This is a genomic window from Jannaschia seohaensis, from assembly GCF_900116765.1.
GTDB lineage: Bacteria > Pseudomonadota > Alphaproteobacteria > Rhodobacterales > Rhodobacteraceae > Jannaschia > Jannaschia seohaensis.
The window spans coordinates 128,615-141,286 of sequence record NZ_UETC01000002.1 but is presented as its reverse complement, the minus strand read 5'-3'; the positions used below and the strand labels follow the sequence as shown (position 1 = coordinate 141,286).

The 12,672-nt window shown below is 69.6% G+C and carries 10 protein-coding genes; 6 read left to right on the top strand and 4 right to left on the bottom strand.

Annotation, left to right across the window (positions count from 1 at the left end; all coding sequences use genetic code 11):
* Positions 1–40 precede the first annotated feature (40 nt).
* From DTQ71_RS05415 to DTQ71_RS05405, 3 genes are all read right to left on the bottom strand, one after another.
* Positions 41–937: an ABC transporter permease gene (locus DTQ71_RS05415; RefSeq protein WP_109563270.1), complete on the bottom strand. Its 897-nt coding sequence runs from the start codon at positions 935–937 to the stop codon at positions 41–43.
* Positions 934–1,872 carry an ABC transporter permease gene (locus tag DTQ71_RS05410; protein ID WP_109563269.1) on the bottom strand — a complete coding sequence of 313 codons (939 nt, stop codon included), beginning with the start codon at positions 1,870–1,872 and terminating at the stop codon, positions 934–936. Before DTQ71_RS05410 ends, DTQ71_RS05415 begins: the two co-directional genes overlap by 4 nt.
* A 157-nt stretch (positions 1,873–2,029) precedes the next feature.
* On the bottom strand, positions 2,030–3,670 hold the full coding sequence (locus DTQ71_RS05405; RefSeq protein WP_245947265.1) for an amidohydrolase: 1,641 nt from the start codon (positions 3,668–3,670) through the stop codon (positions 2,030–2,032).
* Positions 3,671–4,173: 503 nt separating this feature from the next.
* Between DTQ71_RS05405 and DTQ71_RS05400 the strand changes: the two genes are divergently transcribed.
* The 6 genes from DTQ71_RS05400 (at position 4,174) to DTQ71_RS05375 (ending at position 10,677) form a co-directional block, all read left to right on the top strand.
* Positions 4,174–5,178 carry an ArsJ-associated glyceraldehyde-3-phosphate dehydrogenase gene (locus DTQ71_RS05400; RefSeq protein WP_109563268.1) on the top strand — a complete coding sequence of 335 codons (1,005 nt, stop codon included), beginning with the start codon at positions 4,174–4,176 and terminating at the stop codon, positions 5,176–5,178.
* 5 nt (positions 5,179–5,183) lie between these two features.
* Entirely contained in the window at positions 5,184–6,380 is a 1,197-nt protein-coding gene (arsJ, locus tag DTQ71_RS05395; protein ID WP_109563750.1) for an organoarsenical effux MFS transporter ArsJ, read from the top strand.
* 83 nt (positions 6,381–6,463) lie between these two features.
* Positions 6,464–7,069 carry a CDP-alcohol phosphatidyltransferase family protein gene (locus tag DTQ71_RS05390; RefSeq protein ID WP_109563267.1) on the top strand — a complete coding sequence of 202 codons (606 nt, stop codon included), beginning with the start codon at positions 6,464–6,466 and terminating at the stop codon, positions 7,067–7,069.
* Positions 7,070–7,080: 11 nt separating this feature from the next.
* Positions 7,081–8,268, top strand: coding sequence for an ABC transporter substrate-binding protein (locus DTQ71_RS05385; RefSeq protein ID WP_109563266.1), 1,188 nt, complete (start codon positions 7,081–7,083; stop codon positions 8,266–8,268).
* A 119-nt stretch (positions 8,269–8,387) separates the two neighbouring features.
* The gene (locus DTQ71_RS05380) at positions 8,388–10,055 is read left to right on the top strand and encodes an ABC transporter permease (protein WP_109563265.1); all 1,668 of its coding nucleotides are present in this window, start codon (positions 8,388–8,390) and stop codon (positions 10,053–10,055) included.
* Positions 10,048–10,677, top strand: coding sequence for an ATP-binding cassette domain-containing protein (locus tag DTQ71_RS05375; RefSeq protein ID WP_109563264.1), 630 nt, complete (start codon positions 10,048–10,050; stop codon positions 10,675–10,677). Before DTQ71_RS05380 ends, DTQ71_RS05375 begins: the two co-directional genes overlap by 8 nt.
* Positions 10,678–10,684: 7 nt before the next feature.
* Here DTQ71_RS05375 and DTQ71_RS05370 read toward each other — a convergent pair whose 3' ends face one another.
* On the bottom strand, positions 10,685–12,664 hold the full coding sequence (locus DTQ71_RS05370) for an ASKHA domain-containing protein (protein ID WP_109563263.1): 1,980 nt from the start codon (positions 12,662–12,664) through the stop codon (positions 10,685–10,687).
* Positions 12,665–12,672 lie beyond the last annotated feature (8 nt).

Sequence of the window (12,672 nt, the reverse complement as noted above, 5' to 3'; positions counted from 1 at the left end):
ATTGATTTGTGGATGGGGCGCCGGTTTGCCGGTTCTTGGGTCAGGATCTGAGACGGGGGTCGAGCACGTCGCGCAGCGCGTCGCCCAGGATGTTGGCGGAGAGCACGATCACGAAGATCAGCACCGAGGGGATCACCGCGATATGCGGCGCGAAGAGAAGAAAATCGCGGCCCTGCGCGGCCATCATGCCGAGCTCCGCCGTGGGTGGGCGCGCGCCCAGGCCCAGAAAGGACAGCGCCGCGCCGATCAGGATGATCTGGCCGAAGCGCAGCGAGATGAAGATCATGATCGACGAGATGCAGTTGCGCAGCAGATAGCGGGTGAAGAGCGCCATGTCCGAGAGGCCCAGCGCGCGGCCCGCCTCGATATATTCCTGCTTCATCACCGAGACCGCGATGGAGCGGGCGATGCGGGCGCAGTCGGGGATCGTCGCAATCGCCAGCGCCACGATGACCGGTCCCGCGCCGGGACCCAGCACCGCGACCAGCGCGAGACCCAGCAGGATCGCCGGGAAGGACAGCATCACGTCCACCAGCCGCATCACCCAGGGGTCCAGTCCCGGCTTGAATGCGGCGAGCAGGCCCAGAAGCGAGCCCAGCATCCCGCCGACCGCCACGGAAACCACACCGATAATCAGCGTCAGCCGGGTGCCGTAGAACAGCCGCGAGAGCATGTCGCGCCCCTGGCCATCGGTGCCCAGCGGATGGGTCCAATTGCCCGCTTCGGCCCAGACCGGCGGCTGCATCACCGCGCGGGAACTGGCGAAGGGGTCGTGCGGCGAGATGAGCGGCGCGGCAAGCGCGCAGAGCACGATGGCCAGAAAGACCAGCGCCGCGGCCAGCGCCGCCGGATCGCGCAGCAGCCTCTGCCACCAGGGCTGCACGGGCATCGGCGCGTCGAGGACCTGCGCTTCGGTCTGCTCCGTCGCTGCCGTCATGTCTGCACCCGCGGGTCGAGCAGTGCGTAGAGGATGTCCACGATCATGTTGATCAGGATGAAGCCCAGCGCCAGGATCAGGATTGCCCCCTGCGCCAGCGGGAAATCCGAGCTCAGGATCGCGCCCACCGCGAGCCGCCCGATGCCGGGATAGGAGAAGATGCTCTCGGTCACGACGGCGCCGCCCACCAGATAGCCCGCCTGAAGGCCGATCAGCGTCACCACCGGGATTAGCGCGTTCCTGAGCCCGTGGCGCAGGATCACCCGGGTCTCGCTGAGCCCCTTGGCGCGGGCGGTGCGGACATGGTCAAGCTTGAGCACCTCCAGCACCGAGGAGCGTGTCATCCGCGCGACAGGCCCGATGAAGATCGCGCCCAGCGACAGCGCGGGGAGCGCGATATGGCGCAGCCCATCCACCGTCCAGAGCGGACCGCCCCGGCCGATGAAGGGCAGAAGCTGCCATTTCACGCCGACGAACTGGATCATCATCAGGCAGATGAAGAAGATCGGGAGCGACACGCCCGCCACCGAGATCGCCATGATCGTCCGGTCGATCAGCCCGCCTCGGAACACGGCGGCCAGCGTGCCCAGCGCGATGCCTAGGGGCACCGACCAGATCAGACAGGCGACCATCAGCTCCGCCGTGGGGCCGATGGCGGCGAGCAGTTCCGAGACGACGGTCTTGTTGGAGATCAGCGAGCGGCCCAGATCGCCTTGCAGAACGCGCCCGAGATAGCTGAAGAACTGGACATAGACCGGCTCGTCCAGGCCCATCTCAGCGCGGATCTTGTCGACAACGTCAGGGGTGGCGGTCGGGCCGGCCATCACGATGGCCGGATCGCCGGGCACCAGGATCAGCAGGCCGAAGCCGAGAAGCAGAACTCCGAACAGCACCGGGATCGAGATCAGCAAGCGATTTACGATCTGGGTCAGCATCGGGCCGGTTCTCCATTCTTGGAACCGTTGGCGCCGGTTGAGAGGACGGGGCCGGGGGCCAGCCCCCGGACCCCCGGGATATTTGAACAGGGAAGAAGAGGAGCCTGGTGCGCCTCGAGGCAAGTCGGCGGGGGGGCTTGGAGGGGGACAGGCCGTGTCATTGCGCGGCCTGCCGCTCGTAGACCACCGCGCCGCCCAGCACGGTCAGGTCGCACCGCGCGGTCAGGATCTCCTCGGGGGCGCAGGTCAGGAGGTTGGTGTCGAAGACGGCGATGTCGGCCAGTTGGCCGGGCACGAGCCGTCCTTTGATTTGCTCTTCATGGGCCGCGTAGGCGGAGGCGTGGGTGTAGGCGTCGAGCGCTTCCTCGATGGTCAGACAATGCTCGGGGCCGAGTTCGGTGCCCTGGGAGGTCTTGCGCGTGACCATGGTGTAGAGATTGGCGAAGGGGTCGATCTCCACCACCGGGCAGTCGGTCGAGGCGGAGGGCTTGAGCCCGGCATCGATCCAGGTGCGCATCGGGTGGCTGGCGGTGACGCGCTCGCGCTCGATCAGGGTCAGGTAGAGATCGCCGAAATAGTATAGAAAGGCGGGCTGGGGCGCGGGCAGGACATGCATCGCCTGCATCCGCGCCATCTGGTCGGGGCGCAGCCAGCCGCAATGCTCGATCCGGTGGCGGCGGTCGGGGTCGGGATGGGTGGCGAGGGCCTTCTCGTAGGCGTTCAACACTTGCTCGATCGCCGCGTCGCCGATGGCGTGGATGGCGAAGCGGTAGCCTGCTTCGTGGCCCTCCATGACCATCCGGTCGAGTTCCTCGTCGGAGAGGCAGAGCAGGCCCAGATCGTCCGGATCGCCGCCGAGATAGGGCTTCGTCATGGCGGCTGTCCGGCCCCCGGCCGAGCCGTCGGTGAAGATCTTCACCGGCCCGATCCGCAGCCGGTCGTCGCCAGTGCCCGAGACATGTCCCGCCGCCATGCACTCGGGCAGGATCGACCGGGTCTTATCTCCCATCAGCGTGGCGTAGACACGGACGGGCAGGCGGCCGGTCGCATGGGCCTCCTGATAGGCTTCCATTTCGGTCCAGCCGTCGCGAATGCCGACGGCGGCCTCCATGACCGAGGTGATCCCGCGGGACAGCAGGTCCGCGCCGCCGCGCTCGATGCTCTCGACCAGGGCTTCGACCGAGGCGCGGGGCAGGACGTTCATCAGCGGCTCGCGCCCGGTCTCGGCCACGAGGCCGGTGAGCTTGCCGTTCTGCCGCTCGATCAGCCCGCCGGGGGGCGAGGGCGTGTCCTCGTCGATCCCGGCCAGGGCCAGCGCGCGGGAATTGGCGACGGCCAGATGCCCGTCGGTTCGGACGATGTAGACAGGATGGTCGGGGCAGGCCTGGTCCAGCTCTTCCCGGTAGGGGTGGCGGCCGGTGTCGAGACGGAAATGGTCGTAGCCCCGCCCGATCACCCACTCGCCGGGCGCGAGCGTCGCCGCCCGGTCGCGGAGCGCGCCCAGCAGCCCGTCGAGCGTGGCGACGGTGGTGGGGCGCAGATCGACCTCGGCCATGGCGGTGCCGTAGGGGATGAGGTGCATATGCGCGTCGTTGAGCCCGGGCGTGGCGAGGCGGCCCTCCAGATCGATCACACGGGTGTCGGGGCCGATATGGGCGGCGATCTCCGCGTCGGTGCCGGTGGCGAGGATCACGCCATCGGCCATGGCGACGGCCTCGACCCGGGGCAGGCCCAGCCCGCACCAGATGGTGCCGCCCCTGAGCACCGTGTCCGCCTGCATGGTATCGCTTTGCGTCATGTTCATCGCCCCCCGATGCGTCCCGCTCGGCCCGGCCCCTTGCCGAAACCCGTCGCAGCGCGGTCGCATGTCCCGTTAATGCCGAGTGGAGGTGCTGTGCCCCGCACCGGTCAACGAGCAAAGGGGGGTGGGGTCAGATGAGGGGCTATCCCCAATATATTGAAATAACGTAGGATTGACGAATTTCTTCGGTTTGGGTCCATTGATTTAATTTCGCATATGATTATTGCGCGACCGGTCCGTGTTTCGCACCTATCGGGCGGGCCATCGAATGTCTGACAAATGACCCTGCCGTCGCGGATCTGAGGCAGCCTGGCGGAGTCCAGCGCGGTTCGAATGTCCGACATTCAAGCAACGGCTGCGGCCTCGCGCTGGCGCAAGCGTTCGGATAGAGGGACACGGCTCGCCTCGTGCCGCTGGGCCGGGTCGGGCGGCGGGGTGGCGTCGCAAAACCGTTACACGACGCGGCTAGCGCGCCCCCGACGTGAGCGAGGGAGTGCGGCATGAAAGTGTATCTCAACGGGCTGGGCCGGATCGGAAAGCTGGTTTTGCGCGACCTGCTGGACCGGCCGCAGGGTGTCGAGATCGTGGGGGTGAACGATGCGGCGGGCGATGCCGCTCAGCACGCGCTCCTGCTGGAGTTCGACAGCGTCCACGGCCGGTGGACCCGTCCGGTGCGGGCCGAGGGGGACGCGCTGATCGCAGGAGAGACCCGCCTGCCGCTGACCGCCCACCGCCGCATCGAGGATCTGCCCCTCGCGGGCGTCGACGCCGTTTTGGACTGCACGGGCGTGTTCAAGACCGGCGCCAGGCTGCAACCCTATTTCGACGCCGGCATCCCCCGCGTCGTCGTCAGCGCGCCGGTCAAGGATGGCGATGCGCTGAACCTCGTCTATGGCGTGAACCATGGGCTCTATGACGGCTCGCAACGGCTGCTGACGGCGGCCTCTTGCACGACCAATTGCCTCGCGCCCGTTGTCGCGGTCCTGCGGGCGGCGTTCGGCATCCGCCATGGCAGCTTCACGACGATCCACGACGTGACCAATACGCAGACGATCGTGGACCGGCCCCATAAGGATCCGCGCCGCGCGCGCTCCGCTCTGAGCAACCTGATCCCGACGACCACAGGCTCCGCCAAGGCGATCATGCAGATCTTCCCCGATCTGGAGGGCCGCCTGATGGGCCATGCCGTGCGTGTTCCGCTGCTGAACGCCTCGCTGACCGATTGCGCCTTCGAGATGGCGCGGGAGGTCACGGTGGACGAGGTCCATGCCGCCTTCCGCGCGGCTGAGGCGGGCGAGATGGCAGGAATCCTGGGTGTCGAGGACCGGCCGCTGGTCTCGTCCGACTTCCTCAACGACCGGCGCTCCGCCATCGTGGACGCGCCCTCGACCGTCGTGATCCAGGGCACGCATCTCAAGCTCTATGTCTGGTATGACAACGAGTTCGGCTATGCGGTCCGGATGGCCGATATCGTGCGGATGCTGGCGCAGAAGGACAGCGCGTGACCTCGATGAAGGGATATGCGGCGGTCACGGGGGCCTATTGGGCCTTCATGCTGACCGATGGCGCGCTGCGGATGCTGGTGCTGCTGCATTTCTACACGCTGGGCTTTTCGCCCCTGCAACTGGCCTGGCTGTTCGTCCTCTATGAGATCGCGGGCATCGTGACGAACTTGAGCGCGGGCTGGCTCGCGGCGCGGTTCGGGCTCGCGCTGACTTTGCATCTCGGGCTGGGATTGCAGGTGGTGGCGCTGGTGGCGCTGACCCGGCTGGACCCGGCCTGGGCGGTGGGGACGTCGGTTCTCTATGTGATGCTGGTGCAGGGCGCGTCGGGCGTGGCCAAGGATCTGGCCAAGACCGCGTCCAAATCCGCCGTCAAGCTTCTGGTGCCCGAGGGCGGCCTGTTCAAATGGGTGGCCGCACTGACCGGCTCCAAGAACGCGATCAAGGGGCTGGGGTTCTTCGTGGGCGCGGGGCTCCTGGCCGGGCTGGGCTTTGAGGCGGCGCTTGGGACGATGGCGGGCGTGCTGATGGCGGTGCTCATAGCGGTGCTGGCCTTTTTGCCGGCGGGCCTGTCGGGCGGCGTCAAGGGCACCAAGTTCCGGGAGGTTTTGTCCTCCGATCCCCGGATCAACTGGCTGTCGGCGGCGCGCACCTTCCTGTTCGGCGCGCGCGACGTGTGGTTCGTTGTGGCTCTGCCGATCTGGCTGTCGGCGACTCTGGCCGAGGACGGGGCGGAGCGCGCCGCCTTCCTCGTCACCGGCAGCTTCATGGCGCTCTGGGTGATTGGCTATGGGGCGATGCAGGCGTCGACGCCGCGTCTGCTGGGGAAGGGCTCGGTCGGCAAGGCCCTGGCCTGGGCCGGGATCCTGGCCGCGCTGGTCGCGGGCACGGCGGCGGCGCATGCGGCCATACCGGGGCAGGCCTGGCCGGTGCTGGTCGGGCTGATGGCCTTCGGGCTGGCCTTCGCGGTGAACTCGGCGCTGCATTCCTATCTCATCCTGCACTTCGCGGGGGCGAAGCGGGTGACGATGGATGTGGGGTTCTACTACATGGCGAATGCCGCCGGGCGGTTGATGGGCACGGTCCTGTCGGGGTTGTGCTTTCAGTTGGGCGGGCTGGGCCTGTCGCTTGGCGTGTCGGCGGCGATGGTCCTGATCTCGGCCCTGGCGCTGACGCGCATCCCGGAGCGCCCGCTCCCCGCTTGACCCGTCACGTTCCCGTGGGGGCGGTTGCGCGGGCGGCTCGACCTGGGGCAGGGGGGAACCCGTCACGATGTTGGAGCCGCCTTATGCTCGACGCCACCGCCCGCCGTCTGATCGATCCGCCGCTCAACCGGCTGGGCCGCGCCCTGGCGGCGCGGGGGGCGACGGCCGACGCGGTGACGTTGACGGGACTGGCGCTTGGCCTCGTCGCCGCCGCAACCGTCGCCCTGGGCGCGCCGGGCTGGGCGCTGATCCCGCTTTTGGCGTCGCGCCTGGCCGATGGGCTGGACGGGGCGATCGCCCGCGCCACCCGCAAGACCGATTTCGGCGGCTATCTCGATATCTGGTCCGACTTCCTGTTCTACGGCGCGATCCCCTTTGCCTTCGCCGTCCTGGACTCGGCCAACGCGCTGCCCGCCGCGTTCCTGCTGCTCAGCTTCTACGTCAACGGCACGTCCTTCCTGGGCTACGCCACCATGGCCGAGAAGCGGGGTCTGGAGACCTCGGCCCAAGGCTCCAAATCGCTCTACTATTCCAATGGCCTCTTGGAAGGGACGGAGACGATCCTGTTCTTCGTCCTGCTCTGCCTCCTGCCCACGTGGTTCGCGCCGCTGGCCTGGACCTTCGGCACCCTCTGCTTCTTCACCGCCACCGCCCGTGTGCTTGCCGCCCGCGCGGTCTTCACCGACTAGGAGACGCCATCATGCGCCTGCCCCTGATCGCCGCCCTCGCCGCGACCCCCGCTTTCGCCGAGCCGGACCCCGCCAACTGGGAGGCCGTCCTGGCCGAGGCCGAGGGCCAGACCGTCTACTGGCATGCCTGGGGCGGATCGACCACGACCAACGATTTCATCGCCTGGGTCGGGGAGCAGGTGGCCGAGCAGGGCGTCACGCTGGAGCATGTGAAGCTGGCAGATACCGCCGATGCGGTCAGCCTGGTCCTGTCGGAGCGGCAGGCCGGCAAGACCGAGGGCGGGTCGGTCGATCTTATCTGGATCAACGGCGCCAATTTCGCATCGATGAAGCGCGAAGAGCTGCTCTTCGGCCCCTTCGCCGAGGACCTGCCGAACTGGCGCTTCGTGGATGTCGAGGGCAAGACCGTCACCACCGATTTCACCATCCCCACCGACGGCTACGAGAGCCCCTGGGCCATGGCGCAGGTCGTGTTCATCCATGACAGCGCGCGCCTGGAAGAGCCCCCCGCCTCGGCCGAGGCCCTGCTGGACTGGGCCCAGGCCAATCCGGGCCGCTTCACCTTTCCGCAGCCGCCCGACTTCCTCGGCACGACCTTCCTCAAGCAGATGCTGATCGAACTGGTCGAGGATCCGGGCGTCCTGCAAGGGCCGGTGGGCGCGGATTACGCCGAGATCTCCGCGCCGCTCTGGGACTTCATGGATGCGCTGACGCCGGTGCTCTGGCGCCAGGGCCGCGCCTATCCGCAGACGGGTCCGCGGCAATTGCAGCTGATGAATGATGGCGAGGTCGATATCGCCATCAGCTTTTCGCCCGGCGAGGCCACCGCCGCCATCGCGAATTACGAACTACCGTCCACGGCGCGCACCTACGTGCTGGAGGACGGGACGCTCGGCAACGCCTCCTTCGTGGCGATCCCGTTCAACGCCAACGCCAAGGCCGGCGCGATGGTGGTGGCCGACACGCTGCTCTCGCCCGAGGCGCAGTTGCGCGCCCAGATGCCGGATGTTCTGGGCTATGGCACGGTCCTGGACATGGACGCTCTGGATCCGGCCGACCGCGCCGCCTTCGAGGCCCTCGATCTGGGCGTGGCGACCCTGAGTCCCGAGGAGCTGGGCCAGGCCCTGCCGGAGCCGCATCCGAGCTGGGCCGAGCGGCTGGCCGCCGACTGGGTCGCGCGCTACGGCGTGGCGAACTGAGCAGCGGGTGGGCGTGCGGGGGCATGGCGGGGGAATCCCCGCCCTACCTGACAGCCGCTGCGTCCCTCGTAGGGCGGGGTTGACCCCGCCGGCCCCCGCGCGCCGTTAGGACCACGCCCATGCTGCGTCCCCTTCCCCTGCTGACGGCGGCGGTCCTCTCGCTGCCGGTCGCGGTCGGCCTGCTGGGCACGGTGCTGCCGGCCATCGGCTTGGGGGCGGTCGGGACCGGGCTCTCGGCCGAGCCGTTTCGCGCGGTGCTGGACTGGCCGGGCCTGACGCGCGCGATGGCGGTCTCGGTCTCGTCGGGTCTGCTCTCGACGCTGGGCGCGCTGCTGGTGGCGACGCTGATCCTGGCGGGCTGGCAGGGCACGCGGGCCTTCGTCTGGCTGGAACGGATGCTCTCCCCGCTGCTCGCCGTGCCCCATGCCGCGGCGGCGCTGGGCCTCGCCTTTCTGATCGCGCCGTCGGGTTGGATCGCACGGGTGCCGGCGCTGGTCCTGGGGTGGGACAGGCCACCGGACCTGCTGATCCTCCAGGACCCCTGGGGGCTTTCGCTGACGGCGGGCCTGATCGCCAAAGAACTGCCGTTCCTGCTGCTGATGATGCTCGCGGCTCTCGGCCAGACCGACCAGCGGCGCCGCATGGCCGTGGCGCGCAGTCTCGGCCAGGGGCGCATCGCGGGCTGGCTCAAGACGGTCTTCCCCGCGCTCTATGCCCAGGTGCGCCTGCCGGTACTGGTGGTGCTGGTCTATGCGATGACCAATGTGGATGTCGCGCTGATCCTCGGGCCGAACGTGCCGCCCACGCTGTCGGTGCAGGTCACGCGCTGGATGGCCGAGCCGGACCTGTCGCAGCGGGCAGTCGCCGCGGCGGGCGCGGCGATCCAGTTCGCGCTGGTGCTGGGCGCATTGGCGGTCTGGTGGGGGGGCGAGCGGGCCGTGGCGCGGCTGGGCTGTGCCTGGGTCTGGGCGGGGCGCGGCCTGCCGGAGCGGTCCGCCCGCGCCGCGGGGCTGGTCTTGGGCGTCGTTTCGGCCCTGGCGGTGCTTTTGGGGATCGCGGCGCTCGCGCTCTGGTCGGTGGCGGCGGGCTGGCGCTTTCCTGAACTCGGGCCGGATGCCCTGACGGCGCGCAGCTGGATGCGCTTCGGCCCGGAAATGCTGTCGGTCGCGGGCGACACGCTGACCCTGGCCGCGGCCGCGACCGCCCTGTCGCTGCTGCTGGTCGTGGGATGCCTGGAGGCGGAGCACCGCTTTGGCCTGACCGTGGGTCAGCGGGCGCTCTGGCTGCTTTACCTGCCGCTCCTGATCCCGCAGGTCGCGTTCCTGCCGGGGCTGGTCACCGCCGCGGCCGCGTTTGGCCTGGGGCCGAGCTGGACTCTGGTGGCGCTGGGCCATGTCGTCTTCGTGCTGCCTTACGTGTTTCTCTCGCTCGCGGGCCCGTTCCGGGCTTGGGACGGGCGCTTGGCGCGAGTGGGGGCGGGGCTGGGCGCGTCGCCGGACGCGGTGCTCTGGCGGCTGCGGCTGCCGATGCTGCTGGCGCCCGTCCTGACGGCCGCGGCGGTGGGCATGGCCGTCAGCGTCGGGCAATACCTGCCGACTTTGCTGCTGGGCGGCGGGCGCGTGGTGACGCTGGCGACCGAGGCGGTGGCGCTCGCCGCAGGGGGCGACCGGCGGGCCATCGGGGTCTGGGGGCTTGGGCAGACGGGGGCGGCCTTCCTGCCCTTCGCTCTGGCGCTTCTGGTCCCGGCGCTGGTCTGGCGGAACCGGCGGGGGTTGCGTCATGGCTGACGGTCTGCGCCTGGACCGGGTCCGTGTCTTTCAGGGCCGACGCCGCCTTTTGGAGGTCGATGCGACCGTCCTCCCCGGCACGGTGGTGACGCTGATGGGGCCCAGCGGATCGGGCAAATCGACGCTCCTTTCCTATGTGATGGGCGATCTCGCCCCCGGTTTTCACGCCGAAGGGCGCGTGACGCTGGATGGGCGGGACTTGGGCGGCCTTGCTCCCGAGGCGCGGCGGGTAGGGATCCTCTATCAGGATCCGCTGCTCTTCCCGCATCTCGACGTGGCGGCGAACCTGGCCTTCGGCTTGCCGCCCGGCAGCCCCCGGGCGGAGCGCCGCGCGGCTGTCGACCGCGCCCTCGCCGACATTTCGCTCAGCGGCTTCGGTCCCCGCGACCCAGCCACGCTTTCGGGCGGGCAGGCGGCGCGGGTGGCGCTGATGCGCGTGCTGCTCTCGGCGCCGCGCGCCCTGCTGCTCGACGAGCCTTTCTCGAAGCTGGACACGGGCCTGCGCCGCCAGATCCGCGATCTCGTCTTCGGCCGGGCCCGCGCGGCGGGCATCCCGGTGCTGCTGGTCACCCATGACGAGGCGGATGCGGAGGCCGCGGGCGGCCCCGTGATCCGGCTGTGAGCCGGCCTCAGCCGCGCCGCCGCCGCCGTCCGCCGCTCGCCTGGTTGAAGCTCACCTGGGGCAGGGGCCCCAGATGCGGGAAGGGCGCGGTCGCGTGGGGGATGGCGTTGGCGGCCACGAAATGCTCCTGAAAGCGGGGGGCCACGGCGGTTTCGACCTTTTGGATCCGCCGCACCAGCCCCTCGATCCGCGTCCTGAGCCCCCGGTCGCAGAGCGCCATCCGCGCGCCATGCCCCGCCGCGTTCCCCGCGCTGCCGACCTTGGTCAGGTCCGCATCCGGGATCATGCCCAACACCATCGCGTGTTTGGGCGAGATATGCGCGCCGAAGGCCCCGGCCAGCGTCACGCGATCGACGCTGTCGACCCCCGCCTCGTCCATCAGCAGCCGCGCGCCCGCATAGAGCGCGGATTTCGCCAGCTGGATCGCCCGGACATCGCCCTGCGTGACCAGGATGCGGCGGTCCCCGTCCTCCCAGAGCAGGTAGGAATGGGTGCGCCCCTCGGCGATGCAGCGCTCCGTCCCGGTCTGCTCGGCCGAGCCGATCAGGCCGCCCGCGTCCAGCAGACCCGCAAGCCGCATCTCGGCCACCGCCTCGATGATGCCCGAGCCGCAGATGCCCGTGACCTCGGCGTCGAAGGCCGGGTCGTCCGACCAGATATCCGAGCCGATCACGCGGAAGCGGGGTGTCTTGGTGACGGGGTCGATCTCCACCCGCTCGATGGCGCCGGGCGCGGCGCGCTGGCCGCTGCTGATCTGCGCGCCCTCGAAGGCGGGGCCGGTCGGCGACGAACAGGCGAGCAGGCCGTCGCGGTTGCCCAAAAGGATTTCGGCATTGGTGCCGACATCGACGATCAGGGTCATCTCGTCGGCTTGGTCGGGCGCCTCGGAGAGGGCGACGGCGGCGGCGTCGGCGCCGACATGGCCCGCGATGCAGGGCAGGAGATAGGCGCGCGCGCCGGGGGCCAGCGCGTCGAGGCCCAGATCGCTTGCCTCCAAAGGCAGCGCGTCGGACGTGGCCAGCGCGAAGGGCGCCTGACCCAGTTCGACCGGGTCCACGCCGATCAGCAGGTGGTGCATGACCGGATTGCAGACGATCACCGTCTCGACGATGTCGGCGGGGGCGATTCCGGCCTCGGCGGCGAGTTCGGCCGCCAAGGCGCCCAAGGCGGTGCGCACGGCGGCCGTCATCTCGGTGGCGCCATTCGCGTTCATCATCGCGTAGCTGACCCGGCTCATCAGGTCTTCGCCGAAGCGGATCTGCGGGTTCATGATGCCGCCCGAGGCGAGCACCGCGCCGGTGCCCAAGTCGCAGAGATGCGCGGCGATGGTGGTCGAGCCCAGGTCGACGGCCAGACCCAGCGGCGCGGCGGTGCGCAGCCCGGGCCAGATCGCGGCGATGGAACCGGTGTCGTGATTGACCGCGACCGTCACCTCCCAGCCGCCCTTTCGTAGGGCCGGTTGCAGCCCTTGCAGCACGGGCAGGGGGACCGACAGGCCGTCGAGATCCCATTGCGCCTTCAGCGCGGCGCGCAGCCGCTCCAGATCGCCGGAGGGCGCGTCCATGTCCGGCTCTTCCACGGTGACGAAATGCAGCCGTGTCGCCGGGTCCAGCGTGATCGCGCGGTCCGAGGCGGCCTTGCGCACGACCTGCTTATGCACCTGGCTTTCGGGCGGCACGTCGATGACGACATCCCCCTGAATGCAGGCTTGGCAGCCCAGGCGCCGCCCGGGCTTGAGGCCGCGCTTTTCGTCGTAGCGGCGCTCAACCGCGTTGAATTCGCTCAGCGCGTCTGGCGCGACCGTGACCCCATGTTTGGGAAAGGCGCCCTCGCCGGGTGCGACCTGGCACTTGGAGCAGATCCCGCGTCCGCCACAGACCGAATCGAGATCGACGCCCAGGCGGCGCGCCGCGTCCAGGACAGACGTTCCCGCCGGCACGCGCCCGCGCTTGCCCGAGGGCGTGAAGACGACGAGCGGGTCGGTCATGGCGCGAC

Excerpts from the sequence above, each read along its gene's own strand:
- DTQ71_RS05415 (WP_109563270.1), bottom strand. The coding sequence starts at position 937 with ATGACGGCAGCGACGGAGCAGACCGAAGCGCAGGTCCTCGACGCGCCG.
- DTQ71_RS05410 (WP_109563269.1), bottom strand. The coding sequence starts at position 1,872 with ATGCTGACCCAGATCGTAAATCGCTTGCTGATCTCGATCCCGGTGCTG.
- DTQ71_RS05405 (WP_245947265.1), bottom strand. The coding sequence starts at position 3,670 with ATGACGCAAAGCGATACCATGCAGGCGGACACGGTGCTCAGGGGCGGC.
- DTQ71_RS05400 (WP_109563268.1), top strand. The coding sequence starts at position 4,174 with ATGAAAGTGTATCTCAACGGGCTGGGCCGGATCGGAAAGCTGGTTTTG.
- arsJ (WP_109563750.1), top strand. The coding sequence starts at position 5,184 with ATGAAGGGATATGCGGCGGTCACGGGGGCCTATTGGGCCTTCATGCTG.
- DTQ71_RS05390 (WP_109563267.1), top strand. The coding sequence starts at position 6,464 with ATGCTCGACGCCACCGCCCGCCGTCTGATCGATCCGCCGCTCAACCGG.
- DTQ71_RS05385 (WP_109563266.1), top strand. The coding sequence starts at position 7,081 with ATGCGCCTGCCCCTGATCGCCGCCCTCGCCGCGACCCCCGCTTTCGCC.
- DTQ71_RS05380 (WP_109563265.1), top strand. The coding sequence starts at position 8,388 with ATGCTGCGTCCCCTTCCCCTGCTGACGGCGGCGGTCCTCTCGCTGCCG.
- DTQ71_RS05375 (WP_109563264.1), top strand. The coding sequence starts at position 10,048 with ATGGCTGACGGTCTGCGCCTGGACCGGGTCCGTGTCTTTCAGGGCCGA.
- DTQ71_RS05370 (WP_109563263.1), bottom strand. The coding sequence starts at position 12,664 with ATGACCGACCCGCTCGTCGTCTTCACGCCCTCGGGCAAGCGCGGGCGC.